Source organism: Acinetobacter sp. ANC 4648 (assembly GCF_002135345.1).
GTDB lineage: Bacteria > Pseudomonadota > Gammaproteobacteria > Pseudomonadales > Moraxellaceae > Acinetobacter.
Genome location: NZ_NEGI01000002.1, coordinates 444111 through 462382, shown reverse-complemented (window position 1 = coordinate 462382; position 18272 = coordinate 444111). Strand labels below are relative to the sequence as shown.

Sequence of the window (18272 nt, the reverse complement as noted above, 5' to 3'; positions counted from 1 at the left end):
TTGGGCGGAATTTTCCGCCCTTTTATATGGTGAAATTATATGGAACACACTGCTGTATTGGCGCAAATGCGTCAGCTTATTCAACTATTGGCGCAGCATAATCATGCGTATTATGTCTTGGATCAGCCGACGATTGCAGACAGTGAGTACGACCAGTTATTTCATCAACTTAAAGCATTAGAACAACAGTATCCAGAACTCATTCAGCCAGATTCACCCACCGATAAAGTTGGTGCAGCACCGTTATCTAAATTTGAAAATATTACCCATACGGTACCGATGTTGTCCTTGGGTAATGTATTTAATCAAGACGATTTATTTGCTTTCGCACGTCGTATTGAAGAACGCTTACCCAACCAAAAAATTCAATACGATGTGGAGTTGAAATTTGATGGTTTAGCAATTTCTTTATGGTATGAAAACGGGATTTTAATTCGTGGTGTCACGCGTGGAGATGGTGAAACGGGTGAAGTGATTACGCAAAATGTTAGAACTATACGTAATTTGCCTAAAGTGCTGTCATCTGAGAAAGTTCAAGTGCCGACCCTGTTAGAAGTCCGTGGCGAAGTTTTAATGCCAAAAGCAGGTTTTGAAAAGCTAAACGCTGAAAATGAAGCCAAAGGTGAAAAAACATTTGCGAATCCACGTAATGCGGCAGCCGGTAGCTTACGTCAGCTTGATCCGAATGTTGCAGCTTCTCGACCATTGGCTTTTTATGCTTACGGGATTGCCCAATGTGAACCGAATAATGGTTTAACATCCATGTCTGAAAGTTTGGCATGGTTAACCAATTTTGGTTTTGCAGTAGGAGAGCGTCATTTTGTCTGCGATACCATTCAAGAAGTCCAAGAAAAATATGAACAGATCAATCAAGAGCGACCTCATTTATCAGTAGAAATTGATGGGATGGTGGTGAAAGTTGATGATCTTAAGCAACAACAGCAGTTGGGTTTTTTAAGTCGTGAACCGCGTTGGGCAATAGCTTATAAATTTCCTGCAGTCGCTGCTTTAACAACTATTGAGAATATTGATTGGCAAGTTGGTCGTACTGGAACCTTAACGCCTGTGGCCCGTTTAAATCCTGTTGCGGTGGGTGGTGTTACAGTTTCCAATGTGACGTTACATAACATTGGTGAGATTCATCGTTTGGATGTGCGTGTTGGTGATACGGTGAGTGTTTACCGTAGCGGTGATGTCATTCCCAAGGTTGAAAAAATCTGGCCTGAATTCCGTCCGATAGATGCGGTTGAAGTTCATCTTCCAGAAAGTTGTCCAGTATGTTCATCGCCAGTAGTAATGCCAGAAGGTGAGGCTTTGGCACGTTGTTCGGGCGGCTTGTATTGTGCTGCGCAACGTATTGAAGCCATTCGTCATTTTGTTTCTCGTAAAGCACTCGATATTGAAGGTTTGGGCGATCGCTGGGTAGAGTCATTGCTGCATCTTGATTTACTCAAAGATGTTGCCGATATCTATCATTTACATGAGCATCGTGAAGAATTGCTATGTATTGAAAAAATGGGGGAGAAATCGATTCAGAACCTATTTGATGCAATTGAAAATAGTAAAAAAACCACACTTGCCAGCTTTATCTATGCTTTAGGTATCCGTGGCGTGGGTGAGACAACTGCGCGTATGCTTGCCAATACGTTTCAAACTTTTGATGCTTTACGTAATGCTGATATTGAGGCGTTAAAGAAGACTCCCGATGTAGGAGAGATTACTGCGGAATGGATTATTGACTTCTTTAAAGCTCCGCATAATTTAGAAGTGGTAGAGCGGTTATTGGCAGCGGGGATTCATTGGGATGCACCAGTCGCACCAACTCGTCAACCTTTGAATGGTGAAAGTTGGGTGATTACGGGAACACTCAGCCAAATGAGCCGTGATGATGCCACACAAATGTTACAGGCTTTGGGTGCACGCGTGAGTGGTAGTGTTTCAAGTAAAACTAAATGTGTCGTTGCAGGCGAAAAAGCGGGCTCTAAACTTGAAAAGGCTGAAAAATTGGGTATCCAAGTGATGAATGAAGCTGAGTTTTTAGCGTTGATGGCAGAATATGGCCAAGGTCTCAGCGAAGTATAAGTTTAAATAAGACGCATTTTTAATAGTTACAAATTTTAAAATATGTATTTGAAGCTTGAAAACACCTTTGTGAAATGAATTAAATTTTGCAAAGGCTTATTTTATATGTGGAAATTGTTGGAACTTGCGCTGTAAATGCGTATGCTTCTCATTTTTATTTTATAAAAATCATGAACTTACAAATTTAAAATTTTGCAATCTGTGTTAAATGTGTCCATAATCACTATAAAAGGGTATGGAGTAATTGAAATGCGTGGCAATCCAGAAGTTATAGATTATCTCAACATGTTGATCGGTGGTGAGCTGGCTGCTCGTGATCAGTATCTTATTCACTCCCGTATGTATGAAGATTGGGGCTTAAGCAAAATCTTCCAACGTATCGATCATGAAATGCAAGAAGAAGCAGCGCATGCTGATTCGATTATTCGCCGTGTTCTGTTCCTTGAAGGTACACCGAATATGAATCGTGATGAGGTTGAAGTTGGAGAGGATATCATTGCCTGTCTCAAAGCTGATTTAAAACTGGAATATCATGTGCGTGAAAAATTAGCTCAAGGTGTCAAACTTTGTGAAGAAAAAGGCGATTTCGTGACACGTGAAATGTTACGCCAACAAATGAGTGATACTGAAGAAGATCATACTTACTGGTTGGAAAAACAAATTCGTTTAATTGAATTGATTGGCTTACAAAACTATATTCAATCACAAATGTAAAATTGATCTTTGAATCATAAGAACCCAGTTTTTACTGGGTTTTTTATGCTTTTAATTTTTCGTAATGATGGGAGGATAGTAATCAAAAGCCAAAATATGAATTAGTTTTGAACTTACCAACACTACTTTAAGAATTTTCATTTTAGGTAGATAGTCGCTGCCTGTTTTTAACAGAGAGCGAATTACTTTGAAGCTTGAATAAATTTGAGCTGAGATTATTTACCTTTGGCAAATTTTTGAATATCTGCCAGTACTTGCCCAGCATGGGTTTGTGTATTTACACTGCTATAGTGATAAATCACAATCCCTTGAGGATCGATTAAAAAGGTTTCTCTTTTGGCGATTTTAGTAATCCCTAAGTTTCGTACGATACCCAATTGATTGGCTAATTGATGATTATTATCTGCCAAAATAGGGAAAGGTAGTCCGAGCTTGTTTGAAAAGTTTTGATGAGATTTTACATCATCTAAACTTACGCCTAAAACGACAGCATTATTTTTGAGAAATTGAGGATATAGTGCTTTGAATTGATTGGCTTCTTGGGTACATCCAGGAGAATTATCTTTTGGATAAAAATAGAGAACAATCCATTTGCCTTTATATTGATTGAGTTCGTGCCATTTGCCATTTTGATCTTGTAATTTGAAAGCTGGGGCAGGTTGACCAACCCATTGTTTTTGATCTGATTGAACTTGAGAAAAAATAGAATTTTCAGCATGACTCAACGGGATGAAACCCAGTGTTGTACTGATACAAAGTAAACTGATGTTGAATATTCTTGTGTAGTTCATATTGTTCATCTCAGTTAAGTAATATTTTATTTTAGCAAATTGTTAGGGGTGATCTGTGCGAATTTTGATGATTTTAATACAGTTACTATGAGCAAAGTTTTTATATACTGCTGATGGTTCTGTGTTTTTATTTTGAGAGTAGATTGAAAAAAAGTATTTTACTAATTACAGGTTGGGGCAGTGGTACACAGCTACTTGATTCTCTAAAACTGATATTACAACATCGTAGACATTCTGTTGATCTCATCAATATTTTTAATGCTCTTGACCCTGAGGTGTTACAACAAAAGGTTGAATTGGCATATCCATACGATGTGATTGTTGGCTGGTCATTGGGTGGGCAACTTGCCACTTTATTGGTTGATCAGATTGAACGGCAGTATGCGGAAAAAAAAATATTAATCACCTTAGCATCTAATCCGTGTTTTGTAGCAAATGAGGTGTGGCCAACAGCAATGCCACAAGCAACTTTTCAAGCTTTTAAACATGCCTTTCAGCGTGATGCGATCACGACTTTAAAACGTTTTGGATATATGGTGTGTCAGGGTGTTGATAGTAGCAAAACAGATTTCGCTATTTTGCAAAGTTTAATTCAAGCTCAACCCATAAGTTTATTAGAACAAGGTCTAGTATTACTTGAACAGCTAAATGTGGTTGATATCTTAAAAAATTATCAAGGACAGCAGTATCATATTCTGTTTGAGCAAGATGCATTAGTTAGCTGCAAAGTAGTCGAGAATATCCAACAATTCAATGCAAAGTTTTTAGAAGTCGAATTGATTCAAGGCTCACATGGCTTCCCTATTTTTAATTTTGAAACAGTAAGTCATAAAATATGCCAATATTTACAGAAAATAGAATAAACATGCAGATAACTGGTGAAAATCGCAATTTATTTTTATTCCTGACAGGTTTAAGATCAAGGGCAATGTAATGTGCAATAAGCCTAGAGGTTAGGATGCTTGAGTTAACGGATTTAGAATTTGATCTTGCACATCTTTGGCATCCTTATACTTCTATGACTCAGCCTTTACCTACTTTTAAAGTAAAAAAGGCCTATGGCGCAATCATCGAACTAGAAGATGGACGTCAATTGATTGATGGTATGTCTTCTTGGTGGTGTGCGATTCATGGTTATAATCATCCCGAACTGAATCAGGCAGTCACTGATCAATTGCAAAATATGTCACATATTATGTTTGGTGGCTTTACTCACGAACCTGCGATTGAGCTTGGTAAACTACTGCTTAAAATTACTCCACCCAGTCTAGATAAAATTTTCTATGCTGATTCAGGTTCAGTTGCTGTCGAAGTTGCATTAAAAATGGCAGTGCAATATTGGACTTCACAAGGAAACACTCAAAAAACTAATTTTGTTACCCCACGTTCGGGCTATCACGGTGATACTTGGAATGCGATGTCCGTGTGTGATCCCGTCACAGGAATGCATCAGATATTTGGTTCTAGTTTACCGAATCGTATTTTTGTGCCAGCTCCTCAGGTCGGTTTTTATCAAGAGTGGAATCAAACAGATATTACTGAATTGGAACGGACTTTATCGCAACATCATCAAAGCATCGCAGGGTTGATTTTGGAACCAATTGTACAAGGTGCAGGTGGTATGCGTTTTTATCATCCTGAATATTTACGCCAAGCTAAATTACTGTGTACAAAATATAATATTCTTTTAATTTTTGATGAAATTGCCACCGGATTTGGGCGGACAGGGAAGCTATTTGCATGGGAGCATGCCCAAGTTGAGCCTGATATTATGTGTATTGGAAAGGGCTTAACGGGTGGATACATGACGCTTTCGGTTACTTTAACGACCAAGCATGTTGCAGAAATGTTAAGTCAAGGTGAAGCGGGCGTGTTTATGCATGGCCCAACTTTTATGGCAAATCCATTGGCATGCGCTGTCGCTGTTAAAAGCACTCAATTACTTTTAGCACAAGATTGGCAAAGTAATATTCAGCGTATTGAACAACAATTAACACAACATTTACAGGCTTTAGCACGACTTGATTTTGTTAAAGATGTTCGTGTATTAGGAGCTATTGGTGTGGTGGAGCTGACGTTTAATATCAATATGCAAATGCTACAACAAGAGTTCGTTAAACGTGGCATCTGGATCCGCCCATTCGGCAAGTTGGTGTATGTCATGCCCCCGTATATCATTACTGAAAATGAGTTGAAAACATTATTAGAACAATTGGTTGTAGTTGTTGAAAACCTGCAAGAGGTATCAGCATGAGTTTGCTTGATAGCTATGCAGCACAACTGGATGATTTAAAACAACATGGTAATTTACGTCAATTTACGAGCAATGTTCAGCAAGGTCGTTATATAAAAATCCATCAGCATCAAATGCTGAATTTAGCATCTAATGATTATTTAGGTTTAGCATCAGATACACAGCTGCACGAACAGTTTTTTGATGAAACACCAAATCAATTTAGAGTGATGAGTGCCTCATCCTCGCGTTTATTAACTGGAAATTTCCCTGAATATGCACAATTAGAAACCAGTTTGAGCCAAGCTTTTCATGAGCGTTCAGCACTGCTATTTAACAGTGGCTATCACATGAATATTGGAATTTTACCCGCTTTGAGTGACTCTCGAACTTTAATCTTGGCGGATAAATTGGTACATGCCAGTATGATTGATGGTATTCGCTTATCTACAGCGAAATATGTTCGTTATCGGCATAATGATTTACCACATCTAGCACAACTGTTAAAAAAGTATCATCAAGATGATGCTTTTGATCGAATTATTGTCGTAACAGAATCGATTTTCAGTATGGATGGAGATGAAACAGACTTAGCAGAATTGGTTCAGATTAAACGGCAATTTTCAAAAGTCATGCTGTATGTCGATGAAGCACATGCGATTGGGGTGCGTGGTCAGCAAGGATTAGGTTGTGCGGAACAATATGGGGTAATCGATGAGATTGATTTTTTGGTCGGTACATTTGGTAAAGCTTTAGCTTCTGTCGGTGGCTATTTAATTTGTCATGCCATCATTCGTGATTATTTGATTAATAGCATGCGGCCCCTCATTTTTAGTACAGCTCAACCCCCAATTTGTATGGCATGGACGAACTTTATTTTTCAAAAAGTGTTGAATTTAAATCTACAACGTCAGCACTTACATAAAATAAGTCAGTCTTTACAACAAGTAGTTCGAGCTCAAGGCTTTGACTGTCCATCGACCTCACACATCGTCCCTGTAATTATTGGGGAATCACAAAAAACTGTGGATAAAGCTAAGCAACTACAGCAAGCGGGTTTCTATATCATGCCAGTGCGACCACCAACTGTACCCAAAAATGGTTCACGGTTACGCATTTGTTTAACCACTCAAATCACTCAAGCAGATCTTGACCAACTGGCCATATTGTTGTGAGTATACGCGTGAATACTGTGAAAATTGATAAATCTCAAGTGGCGCAACGTTTTGCTAAAGCTGGAGCGAGTTATACTCAACATGCAGTCGTACAAAAAAAGATTTGTCAGCATTTGCTGCAGTTGATGCAGCAATATCTTGGGGATACTCAACTAAATCGAGTCTTTGAAATAGGTTGTGGTTCTGGCAATTTAAGCCATTTAATGCTGCAAAGCTTACCACTTCAACAATTGATATTGAATGATCTTTATCCGGAAGTGCAGCAACATTTTTCTCATCAAGAAAAAATTGTATGGCACGTGGGTGATGCTGAAAAAATTGAATTTCCTACGAATTTAGATCTGGTTGCTTCAAGTTCAGTATTGCAATGGCTTGCCGATTTAGATGTGATTTTTAAAAAATGTGATGTTGCATTAGACGATGGGAGCTATTTCTGTTTTTCTACATTTGGTCAGCACAATCTGAAACAAATAAAAACTCTGACGGGACAAGGTTTAAATTATCTCTCGATGCAAGCCATCCAAGAGAAACTCATTACGCATGGTTTTGAAGTGCTATATTTGTCAGAAACTATGGAAACGTTATATTTTGAGCATCCTAAATTGGTGTTACAGCATCTCAAAGCGACTGGAGTGACGGCCACTGCGGCTAAGCATCGTTGGACGAAACAATCTCTACAGCAGTTTTATTTGGATTATCAACAATTTTTAGAGACGAACTCATCTGCTCAGCAATGCTATCCATTGAGCTATCACCCTATTTATTGTATTGCACGGAGAAAGCCATGAGCGGCCCAGTTTATTTTGTAAGTGGTATTGATACTGGAATTGGTAAAACTTTTGCGACAGGTTATTTGGCAAAATTGTGGAGCGAACATGGGAAAAAAGTTATTACTCAGAAGTTAATTCAGACTGGTAATGTTGATATTTCAGAAGATATTCAGCAGCATCGTGAAATCATGGGAATGGGCTGGTTTCCTGAAGATATGACCAAGCTCACAATGCCTGAAATTTTTACTTATCCTGCATCACCACATTTAGCCACCAAGATTGATGCTCGTGAAATTGATTTTCAAAAAATTGCAGATGCAACTCTACAATTGGCTGAAAAATATGATGTGGTGTTATTAGAAGGCGCAGGTGGTTTGATGGTGCCTTTAACCACGGAATTATTGACGATTGATTATATTGCACAGAAAAAGTTTCCTGTAATTTTAGTCAGCTCCGGTCGCTTGGGCAGTATTAATCATACATTATTGAGCCTTGAAGCCTTAAAAATAAGAGGTTTGCCGTTATATGCCTTGGCGTATAATTTGAATGATGAGTCACAGGATGCAATTATCTCTAAAGATACTTCTGAATATCTTAAAACTTATTTAGCTCAAAATTTCCCTAATGCGCAATGGATTGATATTCCCGTGGTTCAGCATAAAGATCCATTGATGGATTGAAGATAAATGGGTTAAGTTTTTATTTTGAAAATAAAAAAGCCACTATTTGAGAGTGGCTTTTTCTAATGCAGTACTTTAGAAATTAAAACTTCTTAAAGCCTTTGTTCATACCAAATGGTTTACGTTGAGCAAATTTATTTTCACCACGATTTTGATTATCGAGAGTGTTACCATTGCGATCATTACTGTTGCCATTCGGCTCTGAACGTGGAGCACGTTGCTCGGTGCGTTCACTACGTTGTTCAGTACGTTGAGTATTGCGATTGCTAAAACGGTTGGTATTACGATTGTCTTGTAGCGCTTGGCGGAAATCTGGACGTTGTTGCTGTTGTCCTTCTTGGCCATTCTCAGACCCTTCATCTCGACGTTGTTGACGTAAATAACCACCACGACGAGCAGCTAAAGGTTTTTCTTGCATACGTTCAGTACGACGTTTTGCCATACCATATAAGCCAGTACCTTGACGTGGCTTAAGCTCGACCGCTTTGGTTAAGTTGTCGATATCATTTTTATCCAGTTCAATCCAACGACCAGTACGCAGTTCACGTGGCAGAATTACAGTGCCATAACGAGTACGCAATAAACGGCTAACTTTTAAACCTTGTGATTCAAAAATACGGCGAACTTCACGGTTACGACCTTCTTTAACCACAACTTGATACCAGCGGTTAATTCCTTCACCACCAATTTCAGAGAATGATTCAAACTTCGCTGGGCCATCATCTAAAACAACACCATTGGTCATATTTTGACGTATTTTAGGGGTAACTTCACCCATCACACGAACGGCATATTCACGTTCAATTTCATTGGATGGGTGCATTAAGCGATTCGCTAATTCACCATCATTTGTGAACAATAATAAGCCAGTCGAGTTGATGTCCAGACGGCCGACCATCACCCAACGATCACCTGGAATAGAAGGTAATTGTTCAAAAACTGTTGGACGTGACTCAGGGTCATTACGTGAACAGATTTCACCTTCTGGCTTATAGTATATGATCACGCGACGGCGAATTTCATCTTCAATTTGGAATTGAACTTTACGACCATCGATACGAAGCTCATCGGTTGGTTCGATCCGTTCGCCCACTTGAGCAACTTGACCGTTGACACTTACACGACCAGCAGCAATGACTTCTTCCATATAACGGCGAGAGCCTAGTCCAACTCGTGCGAGTACCTTTTGCAATTTTTCACTCATGACAGCATAACCTTAGAAATAATGATCAACAGTGCACCTATTTATGATTTTGGAGCTTGCGCATCCAATACCATAAAAGCTTCCTTGGCATCCTGCAGGGGAGGCAATTGACCTAAAGATGCTAGGCCAAATGCATTTAAAAATTGTGGCGTTGTAACTAACAACGTGGGTCTTCCTGGGAGTTCACGAAACCCTGATTCTTTAATCCAGTTCCATTCGAATAATGTCCGAAGTATTTGACTATTATTCGTTACTCCTCGTATTTGCTCAATATCAGCGCGAGTTACGGGCTGATGATAAGCGATCACTGAAACAATTTCTAACAGTGATGGAGATAATTTTGTTGGTCGTTCAGGCCAAACTTGGGCAATAGTATTTCGGTATTTTGCACGCACTTGGAAACGATAACCTTGCGCTGTTTCAACCAGTTCAATAGAACGACCATGTTGTAATACTGCAAGTTGTTGCAAGTATTGACGTAAATGCTGCTTTGAATACTGTTCTTGAAATGCTTCTTTTAAGCGTGCAATAGACACAGGAGCATCGCTGGCAAAAATAATGGCTTCGAGTTGCATTAGTACTTCATGATGTAATTCATCGACATGAAAAGCAATGTTTTGATCGATCGTCATGCAGATACTCCCTGAATGGCGAGTGGCGCTTCTACACCTGTAGCGATGATATGAATCTTTTGTTGACGCGTCAGTTCTAATATTGCCATAAAGGTGACCACCATGCCCATTCGACCTTGACTCGGTTTGAGTAGCATATCAAAACTAAGTACTCTACCTGAATCAATCATCTGTTCAATGTAAGCAATACGCTCTTCAAGCAAGACAGGTTCTTGTTCAATTTTATGAACAATGGGTTCTGGGCGGTTAAAAATGCAATATAACGCATCGCGAAGCATTTCAGCCTCATAACCTGCATAGACTGTCGTAATTTGCCCAAGACTAACATTGGGTACAAATGTATCACGATCTAAAACAGGCATTTGCCCCAGTCGTTCAGCAGCATGTTTAATTCGTAAATAGGTTTCTAAGCGATCGATTAATTCTTGTTTGGGATCTTTTTCAATCGCCATTGTTTTTGGTTTTGGCAATAATAACCGTGATTTTAAATCAGCTAGTAGTGCAGCCATCACCATATAGTCAGCGGTCAGTTCGATATTTAGGGATTTCATACTGTGCATATAAGACAAGTATTGTGCTGCGATAGGGGCTATATCTAGCTGTAAAAGATCAAAACCATTTTTTTGAATCAGGTAAATGAGGAAGTCAAGCGGTCCTTCGAAATGTTCAAGTAGAATTTCGAATGCGGCAGGGGGGATATATAAATCCTCAGGAATGGAATCTTGCCACTCATCTAACACACGAATGTGAGGAGCTAGTTCCATGATGTCATGGATTGCTTGTGTCATTACCGTTATTTAGCCACGCGAATTTTCAAAGGCATGTTAAGGCGATTCGAGGATCACTAGTCGAAATCGATAGAGGGAAGTGATGAACGAATTGCAAAATAGAAAGTTTTACTATTCTAAAGGAAAAATCAAGATGAATAAATTACTAAAGTGATAAAAGTGATAAAAAACTTAAAATAAATAGGGAATATTTATTTTAATGATGTTGCACTTATTTTTTGAAATTTAGAAATATACTTTTATATTTGATTTAACTCTCTTTTTATTAAGTATTTGCGGTGTATATCAAATTTTTTAGCTGGGAATTCGAGGGTTAATGGTGAGGTTAATATCTTGCATAAAGCCTCATTATTTTGAAATTTATATAGTTTTATTTTATTTCAGTATGTAGATAGCACGTTTGTCAGAATTGTTGCGATTATTGGAAGGTATTTATTTATGGAAATGAAGAGTCTTAAATTTATATCGATTACAGGTTGTGAAAATTTCTGTTCAATAACGTATTAGAAATGAGGTTTACTAAATCAGTAAAAACATTCTCATTTTTATAGATCATTTTATATTTTAATGCTGCCTAGATTACGGACTACTCAACATCGTTAGGCTAATCATTGCGAATTTACCCATGTATGAGCAGCCCGTAAATTATATATTCAGTTATTTTAATATATATATATATATATATAGGATTATTCAAAAGCACTGACATCACCCACACCACGGCGGATAATTTCAGGATTTATACCTGAAAGATCAACAATACTAGTAGTGCTTAGCGTACCTAAGCCACTATCGATAAAAACATCAATTCGTTTTTCTAGCTGTTGTTCAATATCGTAGGGATCATCAAGGGGTTCGGTTTGGTTGGGTAGAATGAGTGTACTGGTGAGCAAGGGTTCGCCTAATTCTTTGAGTAACATTTGACAGACAGTATTACTAGGAACGCGTAAGCCAATCGTTTTCTTTTTAGGATGCATTAAGCGGCGAGGCACTTCGCTGGTTGCAGGTAAGATAAAAGTAGTGACTGCTGGTGTATTCGCCTTAAGTAGGCGATACATTGCATTATCTACTTTGGCATACGTGGCAATATCTGATAAATCAGCACAGATAATGGCATATTGATGTTTGGGGCCTAAACCGCGGATTTGAGCAATACGCTCCATGGCATTTTTATTGCCAATTTGGCAACCAATCGCATAGGCAGCATCCGTCGGATAAACCACTACATCACCTGCGCGAATACGTTCTACAGCTTGACTAATGAGGCGTGGTTGAGGGTTGTCAGGATGTATTCTTAAATGCAACATATTATTGTTCTCCTGATTTATAGTGAACTTATTATCTATTGAATCTATAAAGTGTTTCAATGCGTCACTGTTGTTTTATGTTATTTAGTCTAACATTTCTCTTTGAAACTCATCACTTTGTAATGTTTTGCCACTTCGAGTGCATGCACATAGGCATTCAATAAAGCGTTTTGCATCACGTGGCAGCTTGGTTTTGCCACTAAAAAATAGTTGCACTTGGGCATAAACATGATCTTTAAATATGGCCCCATCTCCACCATCACCAGTGAGATTGTCCAAAGAAACGCGGAATTTTCGACCTAGCGCGGTAGAAAACAACCATTCAATCGCTTGCGGTTTGATCTCGACTTGTTCAAATAAGCTTTGTTGTTCTGCCGTTCGACCATCTGGTGCATACCAATATCCTAAGTCCGCAAGGGTACGGCGCTGATCACCCGCAATGCTCCAATGGCTAATTTCATGTAATGCACTATTTAAAAAACCATGGGCAAATTGAATACGTGCAGGGGTTGTTTCTGTTGCTGGAAAATACTCAGGTTCAAAATCTCCACGTACAAGCGTCACATTTAAGTGGGAAAACCAAAGATTAAAGTGTAAGATGAGCCAATCTACTTGTTGAACTTCTGTTTGTAAATTCGCCCAAGATGAAAGTTGCATTGGGTCTAAATTCACAGCGAAATGTGAAGTTGAATAAGTGTTTAATTGTAATGAAGTTGTGACTTCAGGTTGCGGCTGCAACTGATGCATGACTTGAATTACCCAAATGATCTGTCTAAATAAGTACAAAATTGTATCTTAATCTTTGACAGAGTATCCATGAATTTGTAGAATTGCCGCCTAAATTATGTCAGCAAATACCTTTCCGGCACAGATTGAGCCGTTTAAATGGGCTGAACAAGGTTATGCATGGTCAGGTCTCCTGCCATTGTCTCGCTTTGTTCGTATTTCCCGTGAAGCTGTTGGATCAATTGATGATCAATTGGTCACTATAGACTGTAAGCTATCAATGGATGCGTATCATCGTATCGCGTGGTTAGACGGTCATGCTGAAACTAAAGTTTCAACAGAATGCCAGCGTTGTTTGGAGTCTGTTGAAATTACTTTAGTTTCAGACTTTCATGTCGCACTCGTGGACGATGAGTCACTGATAGAGCGCTTGGATGAGGATGCTGATTTCATCGTCTTAGGTGAAAGTGAAGCAACGACAAAAGGTGGTTTTGATGCACCTGCGACGGCTGATTTACTTTCTCTGATAGAAGATGAGTTGTTATTGTTGATGCCTCTGTCTCCTAAGCATGATATTTGTGAGCATAAGCATCAACCTACCGAAGAAGACCTTGTTGAAGAAGAGCGGGATAATCCGTTTGATGTTTTGGCAGGTTTGAAGGGTAAACTTAACTAATTTTTGTGTTATACTGTAAAGTATAAGACAACTGAATTTGTTCTGATCCATTTTTTCGATCTTTGTAAGGAGCCATCATGGCCGTTCAGCAAAACCGTAAAAGTCGCTCTCGCCGTGACATGCGCCGTTCACATGACGCTTTAACCGAGAATGCATTAACTGTAGACCAAGCTACTGGTGAGACTCATCGTCGTCATCACGTAACTAAAGATGGTTTCTACCGTGGTCGTCAATTATTCGCTAAAGCAGCTACTGCTGAATAATTAACGATGTATTAAGCGTTAAGCTTAGTAGAAAAAATGGGAGCGAAAGCTCCCTTTTTTTGTTTTGAATTTTTGTTGTATTTGGCAATTAAAATAAAATTTATTTAGTGTTAAATTGCCGCATCGGAAACGAGCTAAGAATGAAGAAGGGACTTTTTATGTCTGCTAAACAACTCGAGCAAGCAGCTCAAGCAACTAAAACTGCATTTTTGTTCCCAGGTCAGGGTTCACAAAAAGTGGGTATGCTCGCTGAATTTGCTGAACAGTTTAGCGGTGTGCATGAAACTTTTGCTGAAGCTTCAGAAGCAATAGGTTATGACTTATGGCACATCGCACAAAGCGGTGAGGGTTTGAATCAAACTGAAAATACGCAACCTGTGTTACTGACGGCAAGTATTGCTTTATGGCGCGTTTGGTTGGAACTGGGTGGTGTTGCGCCGAAATATCTTGCAGGACATTCGTTGGGTGAATACAGCGCTTTAGTTGCTGCAAATTCAATGACATTGGCTGATGCCGTGAAATTGGTAAATTTACGCGGTAAGTTAATGCAATCTGCTGTTCCACAGGGTGAAGGCGCGATGGCGGCTATTTTAGGTTTGGACGATGCAAAAGTTATCGAACTGTGCCAGATAGCATCGCAGTCAGGTCAAGGTTCAGTGGATGCTGCCAATTATAATGCACAAGGTCAGGTCGTGATTGCGGGTTCGACTGCATTGGTACAAGAGGTGATGGCGCAAGCGAAAGAATATTCTGGTAAGGCCATTGCGCTGCCAGTTTCTGTTCCATCCCATTGTTCACTCATGAAACCTGCGGCAGAACAGTTTGCACAAGCATTAGAGCAAACGGCTATTCAGTTACCAAGCATTGCTGTAATACAAAATGTCAACGCTGCAATCGCAACGGATGTAGCGCAGTTGCGTCAAGCTTTAACGGCGCAACTATACCAATCTGTACAATGGACCAAGACCATGCAATACCTACAAGATCAAGGTATTCAATATGTAGCGGAATGTGGTCCAGGTAATGTATTGGCTAATCTTGCGAAGCGTTTGCCGAATATCGAGAAAGCATTTCCAATTGATACGCAAAGTCGTATGGAAGATGCACTAAATGCCATTTTAGTGGCGGAAGGAAAAATTGCATGACTCAAGAACGTAAAGTTGTATTGGTAACTGGTGCAAGCAGAGGGATTGGTGCAGCTATTGCGCAGCAACTTATTTTAGATGGCTATTTTGTGGTCGGCACGGCTACTTCAGAAGCAGGCGCAGACAATCTAACGGGCCAGTTTGCTGAAAACGGTACTGGTGTGGTTTTAGATGTCCGTGATGGCACAGCCATTGATGTATTGGTCTCGGATATTGAACAAAAATATGGTTCAGTGATGATCCTTGTCAATAATGCTGGGATTACCAAAGATAATTTGTTACTGCGTATGTCAGAAAATGATTGGGATGACATTCTCAATATTCATTTAAAAGCAGTATTTCGTTTGTCTAAGCGTGTGCTTAAGGGAATGACTAAAGCACGGTTTGGGCGAATTATTAATATTAGTTCTGTTGTGGCACATTTTGCTAACCCAGGACAAGCGAACTATTCAGCAGCTAAAGCAGGCATTGAAGCCTTTAGTCGTAGCTTGGCAAAAGAGATGGGTAGTCGTCAGATTACGGTCAATTGCATTGCACCAGGCTTTATTGCCACTGAAATGACTGAGCAGCTAAGCGAAGAAATTCGTAAAAAAATGAGCGATCAAGTGGCGTTGAACCGTTTTGGTCAGCCACAAGATATTGCAAATGCAGTAAGTTTCTTGGCTTCAGAGAAGGCAAGTTACATCACTGGTACAGTGTTACACGTAAATGGTGGTTTATACATGGCTTAATTGCGATGTATAAACTTTGAAAAATTTCTATATTCAATTAAACTAGTGGCAATTAAAAAGCCACAAGCAATGAGGAGAATTCCTGTGAGCGATATCGAACTACGTATTAAACAAGCGGTTGCTGAGCAACTTGGTATGAAAGCTGAAGAGATTAAGAACGAAGCATCTTTCATGGATGATTTGGGCGCTGATTCTCTTGACTTGGTTGAGCTTGTTATGTCTTTCGAAAATGATTTTGACATCACTATTCCAGATGAAGATTCTAACGAAATCACTACTGTTCAGTCTGCAATTGACTATGTTTCTAAGAAACTAGGTTAATTTGTTGCTGACATAGCAGTTCATGCTATGCGTAAAAAGCCACCAAACGGTGGCTTTTTTTGTGCTGAAGTAAAATAGTGATTACATATCATTACGCTTATGACACCAATGGCTACCATATTCAGCTTATTTTTTGGTTATAAAAATAGAGCTTAAGATTTTTATAATATTTTAATAATGATATGGAGAATTAGAATGGGTCTTTTTGATTTTGTAAAAGGTATTGGTAAAAAAAATACTGCACCAGCTGAACCGCAAGCGGCACCAACGACACCAGCTGAGCCATCAGCACAAGAAATTGCCAATAAATTATTGGGTCATATTAAAGCGTTAGGTTTGCCTGTAGAAGGGTTGTCGGTTACTTATAATAGTGTTTCTGATTTAGCTACAGTCAAAGGGCAGGTAAACAGTCAAGCGGATCGTGAAAAAATTATTTTGGCCGTAGGTAATGTTGATCATGTTGCCAAAGTCGATGATCAAATGACAGTTGCTACACCTGAGCCTGAAAGTAAGTTTTACACCGTAAAGTCTGGTGATAATCTTTCTAAAATTTCGAAAGAATTCTATGGTGATGCGAATCAATACAATAAAATTTTTGAAGCCAATCGTCCATTGTTAAAAAATGCAGATGATATTTTTCCAGGCCAAGTACTTCGTATTCCTGCTTAACTTAATAGATTATAAAAAAGGCGCATCATGCGCCTTTTTATGTATAGGTTTTAAGGTGGAACGAGGGAACTTATATATAAATAATATTAGAATAGATAAAATGGGAAACAATTGATTAAAAATAACTAGGTAGAAAATGAAAGGTCAAGTATTGGATTATTCCGTTCAAACCAATTCTGGTGTGATTAGTGGTGATGATCAAAATCGCTATCGATTTTCAGGAACAGAATGGCGTGGACAAAACGCACCATTTCGTGGACAAAAAGTAGATTTTGAAATTGATGGCGCTGGGCAGGCGAGTCAAATTTATACTTTACCGACATCCACAGCATTTCCAAATCAAATCGGTGAAAAAAATAAAATAGTCGCAGCAATTTTAGCTTTTTTCTTGGGAGGATTTGGGATTCATAAATTTTATTTAGGGCAGATCGGGTGGGGAATCATTTATTTACTTTTCTGCTGGACCTTTATTCCTTCAATTGTCGCTTTTATTGAATTTATTATTTATCTTTGTACATCAGATGAAGATTTTGCACGAAAATATGGTTGATCAAGTTATTAAATTAGATAAAGGGCTTTATGTGCCCTTTATTTTAACTAACTGATTTATTTAGCTGGATTTCCCCACTGATTATTTTCTTGTTTGGTATCTGTTGCCCACCAAATAATTAGAAAAATTGCACCAATAAGTGGAATAAAAGCAATTAAATACCACCAACCAGAGCGATTTATATCGTGAAGGCGTCGAACTCCGACGGCAAGAGAGGGAATGAATAAAGCTAAAGCAGCAATAGAGTAGATGACCATTTTAAGATGTAGAATTGAATCAATAATTTGGGCAATAACTAAAATAATAAATTGAATTAATACAAAGAACCAGAACTCTTTTCGACGTGCACGCCCAGAGAAGTTAGTGTAGTTTTTTAAGCATTTTACGAACCAATCAATAGGGTTGAATTGTTCTTCATGCTTATTGGGGTCTGAAATTTGATCTAACTGCTTAGATATATTTTGGAAGCTATTGTTGTGACCTGATGTGGTATAAATTTGTAGTGCATGACCAGAATCATCAATAGCAAAATCTACACGAGCACCTACAGTGGGTGGTTTTTGGTCTTTCCATTCTACGCCCGTAAAAGAATAGCGATGTTGATCATCACCACTAATCACACCAGAATTGGTTTGGATTGAATAGTCTAGAATAACGCCTTTCATATTTTTCTCTCTTAGTTGTTGTGTATGTTGATTTAATTATTATTTCTCACTCATAATAGCAACAATGAGTGTTTTTTCGGCAAATATTATTGTTGATTTTGTATAGCTGTATAGCTGTGTGGCTATGAGGGATGTGTTGGTTACTTGAAT

General features: G+C 38.7%; 21 protein-coding genes. 14 read left to right on the top strand and 7 right to left on the bottom strand.

What is annotated here, in order from left to right; translation table 11 throughout:
- Window positions 1-39: 39 nt before the first annotated feature.
- Complete coding sequence (gene ligA, locus B9T27_RS05255; RefSeq protein WP_086205782.1) at window positions 40-2082, top strand: NAD-dependent DNA ligase LigA; 2043 nt, start codon at window positions 40-42, stop codon at window positions 2080-2082.
- Between the two features lie 249 nt (window positions 2083-2331).
- Window positions 2332-2796, top strand: a complete 465-nt coding sequence (gene ftn, locus B9T27_RS05250; RefSeq protein ID WP_086205781.1) for a heteropolymeric bacterioferritin subunit Ftn — start codon at window positions 2332-2334, stop codon at window positions 2794-2796.
- A 215-nt stretch (window positions 2797-3011) separates the two neighbouring features.
- On the opposite strand, the gene B9T27_RS05245 is transcribed toward ftn, so the two are convergent.
- Window positions 3012-3587, bottom strand: a complete 576-nt coding sequence (locus B9T27_RS05245) for a peroxiredoxin (protein WP_086205780.1) — start codon at window positions 3585-3587, stop codon at window positions 3012-3014.
- A 143-nt stretch (window positions 3588-3730) separates the two neighbouring features.
- Here B9T27_RS05245 and B9T27_RS05240 point away from each other — a divergent pair, with 143 nt between their 5' ends.
- The 5 genes from B9T27_RS05240 (at window position 3731) to bioD (ending at window position 8445) form a co-directional block, all read left to right on the top strand.
- Entirely contained in the window at window positions 3731-4450 is a 720-nt protein-coding gene (locus B9T27_RS05240) for a hydrolase (protein WP_086205779.1), read from the top strand.
- Window positions 4451-4545: 95 nt separating this feature from the next.
- Window positions 4546-5841: an adenosylmethionine--8-amino-7-oxononanoate transaminase gene (gene bioA / locus B9T27_RS05235; protein WP_086205778.1), complete on the top strand. Its 1296-nt coding sequence runs from the start codon at window positions 4546-4548 to the stop codon at window positions 5839-5841.
- Window positions 5838-6995, top strand: a complete 1158-nt coding sequence (locus B9T27_RS05230; protein ID WP_086205777.1) for an 8-amino-7-oxononanoate synthase — start codon at window positions 5838-5840, stop codon at window positions 6993-6995. The genes bioA and B9T27_RS05230 overlap by 4 nt, the downstream gene beginning before the upstream one ends.
- A 17-nt stretch (window positions 6996-7012) precedes the next feature.
- A complete protein-coding gene (gene bioC / locus B9T27_RS05225) occupies window positions 7013-7783 on the top strand; it encodes a malonyl-ACP O-methyltransferase BioC (protein ID WP_416224387.1) in 771 nt (256 codons plus the stop codon).
- Window positions 7780-8445, top strand: a complete 666-nt coding sequence (bioD, locus tag B9T27_RS05220) for a dethiobiotin synthase (protein WP_086205775.1) — start codon at window positions 7780-7782, stop codon at window positions 8443-8445. Before bioC ends, bioD begins: the two co-directional genes overlap by 4 nt.
- Before the next feature lie 82 nt (window positions 8446-8527).
- On the opposite strand, the gene rluB is transcribed toward bioD, so the two are convergent.
- The 5 genes from rluB to B9T27_RS05195 all read right to left on the bottom strand — a co-directional run bounded on the left by rluB (window position 8528) and on the right by B9T27_RS05195 (window position 13123).
- Window positions 8528-9649, bottom strand: a complete 1122-nt coding sequence (gene rluB, locus B9T27_RS05215; protein ID WP_086205774.1) for a 23S rRNA pseudouridine(2605) synthase RluB — start codon at window positions 9647-9649, stop codon at window positions 8528-8530.
- A 41-nt stretch (window positions 9650-9690) separates the two neighbouring features.
- On the bottom strand, window positions 9691-10281 hold the full coding sequence (gene scpB, locus B9T27_RS05210) for an SMC-Scp complex subunit ScpB (RefSeq protein WP_086205773.1): 591 nt from the start codon (window positions 10279-10281) through the stop codon (window positions 9691-9693).
- Window positions 10278-11069, bottom strand: a complete 792-nt coding sequence (locus tag B9T27_RS05205; RefSeq protein ID WP_086205772.1) for a segregation and condensation protein A — start codon at window positions 11067-11069, stop codon at window positions 10278-10280. Before B9T27_RS05205 ends, scpB begins: the two co-directional genes overlap by 4 nt.
- A gap of 689 nt (window positions 11070-11758) precedes the next feature.
- Window positions 11759-12376, bottom strand: a complete 618-nt coding sequence (locus B9T27_RS05200) for an L-threonylcarbamoyladenylate synthase (RefSeq protein ID WP_086205771.1) — start codon at window positions 12374-12376, stop codon at window positions 11759-11761.
- 84 nt (window positions 12377-12460) lie between these two features.
- Window positions 12461-13123, bottom strand: a complete 663-nt coding sequence (locus tag B9T27_RS05195) for an elongation factor P hydroxylase (protein WP_086205770.1) — start codon at window positions 13121-13123, stop codon at window positions 12461-12463.
- A 97-nt stretch (window positions 13124-13220) separates the two neighbouring features.
- Here B9T27_RS05195 and B9T27_RS05190 point away from each other — a divergent pair, with 97 nt between their 5' ends.
- From B9T27_RS05190 to B9T27_RS14990, 7 genes are all read left to right on the top strand, one after another.
- Window positions 13221-13778: a YceD family protein gene (locus tag B9T27_RS05190; protein WP_086205769.1), complete on the top strand. Its 558-nt coding sequence runs from the start codon at window positions 13221-13223 to the stop codon at window positions 13776-13778.
- Window positions 13779-13855: 77 nt separating this feature from the next.
- Window positions 13856-14041, top strand: a complete 186-nt coding sequence (gene rpmF / locus B9T27_RS05185; RefSeq protein ID WP_086205768.1) for a 50S ribosomal protein L32 — start codon at window positions 13856-13858, stop codon at window positions 14039-14041.
- Window positions 14042-14199: 158 nt separating this feature from the next.
- Window positions 14200-15186, top strand: a complete 987-nt coding sequence (fabD, locus tag B9T27_RS05180) for an ACP S-malonyltransferase (RefSeq protein ID WP_086205767.1) — start codon at window positions 14200-14202, stop codon at window positions 15184-15186.
- Entirely contained in the window at window positions 15183-15917 is a 735-nt protein-coding gene (gene fabG / locus B9T27_RS05175; protein WP_086205766.1) for a 3-oxoacyl-ACP reductase FabG, read from the top strand. Before fabD ends, fabG begins: the two co-directional genes overlap by 4 nt.
- An 84-nt stretch (window positions 15918-16001) precedes the next feature.
- Window positions 16002-16238, top strand: a complete 237-nt coding sequence (gene acpP, locus B9T27_RS05170; protein WP_086190352.1) for an acyl carrier protein — start codon at window positions 16002-16004, stop codon at window positions 16236-16238.
- Window positions 16239-16433: 195 nt separating this feature from the next.
- The gene (lysM, locus tag B9T27_RS05165; protein ID WP_086205765.1) at window positions 16434-16907 is read left to right on the top strand and encodes a peptidoglycan-binding protein LysM; all 474 of its coding nucleotides are present in this window, start codon (window positions 16434-16436) and stop codon (window positions 16905-16907) included.
- 136 nt (window positions 16908-17043) lie between these two features.
- A complete protein-coding gene (locus B9T27_RS14990) occupies window positions 17044-17457 on the top strand; it encodes a TM2 domain-containing protein (protein ID WP_228146143.1) in 414 nt (137 codons plus the stop codon).
- A 56-nt stretch (window positions 17458-17513) separates the two neighbouring features.
- Here B9T27_RS14990 and B9T27_RS05155 read toward each other — a convergent pair whose 3' ends face one another.
- The gene (locus B9T27_RS05155) at window positions 17514-18122 is read right to left on the bottom strand and encodes a DUF805 domain-containing protein (protein ID WP_086205764.1); all 609 of its coding nucleotides are present in this window, start codon (window positions 18120-18122) and stop codon (window positions 17514-17516) included.
- Between the last annotated feature and the right edge of the window lie 150 nt (window positions 18123-18272).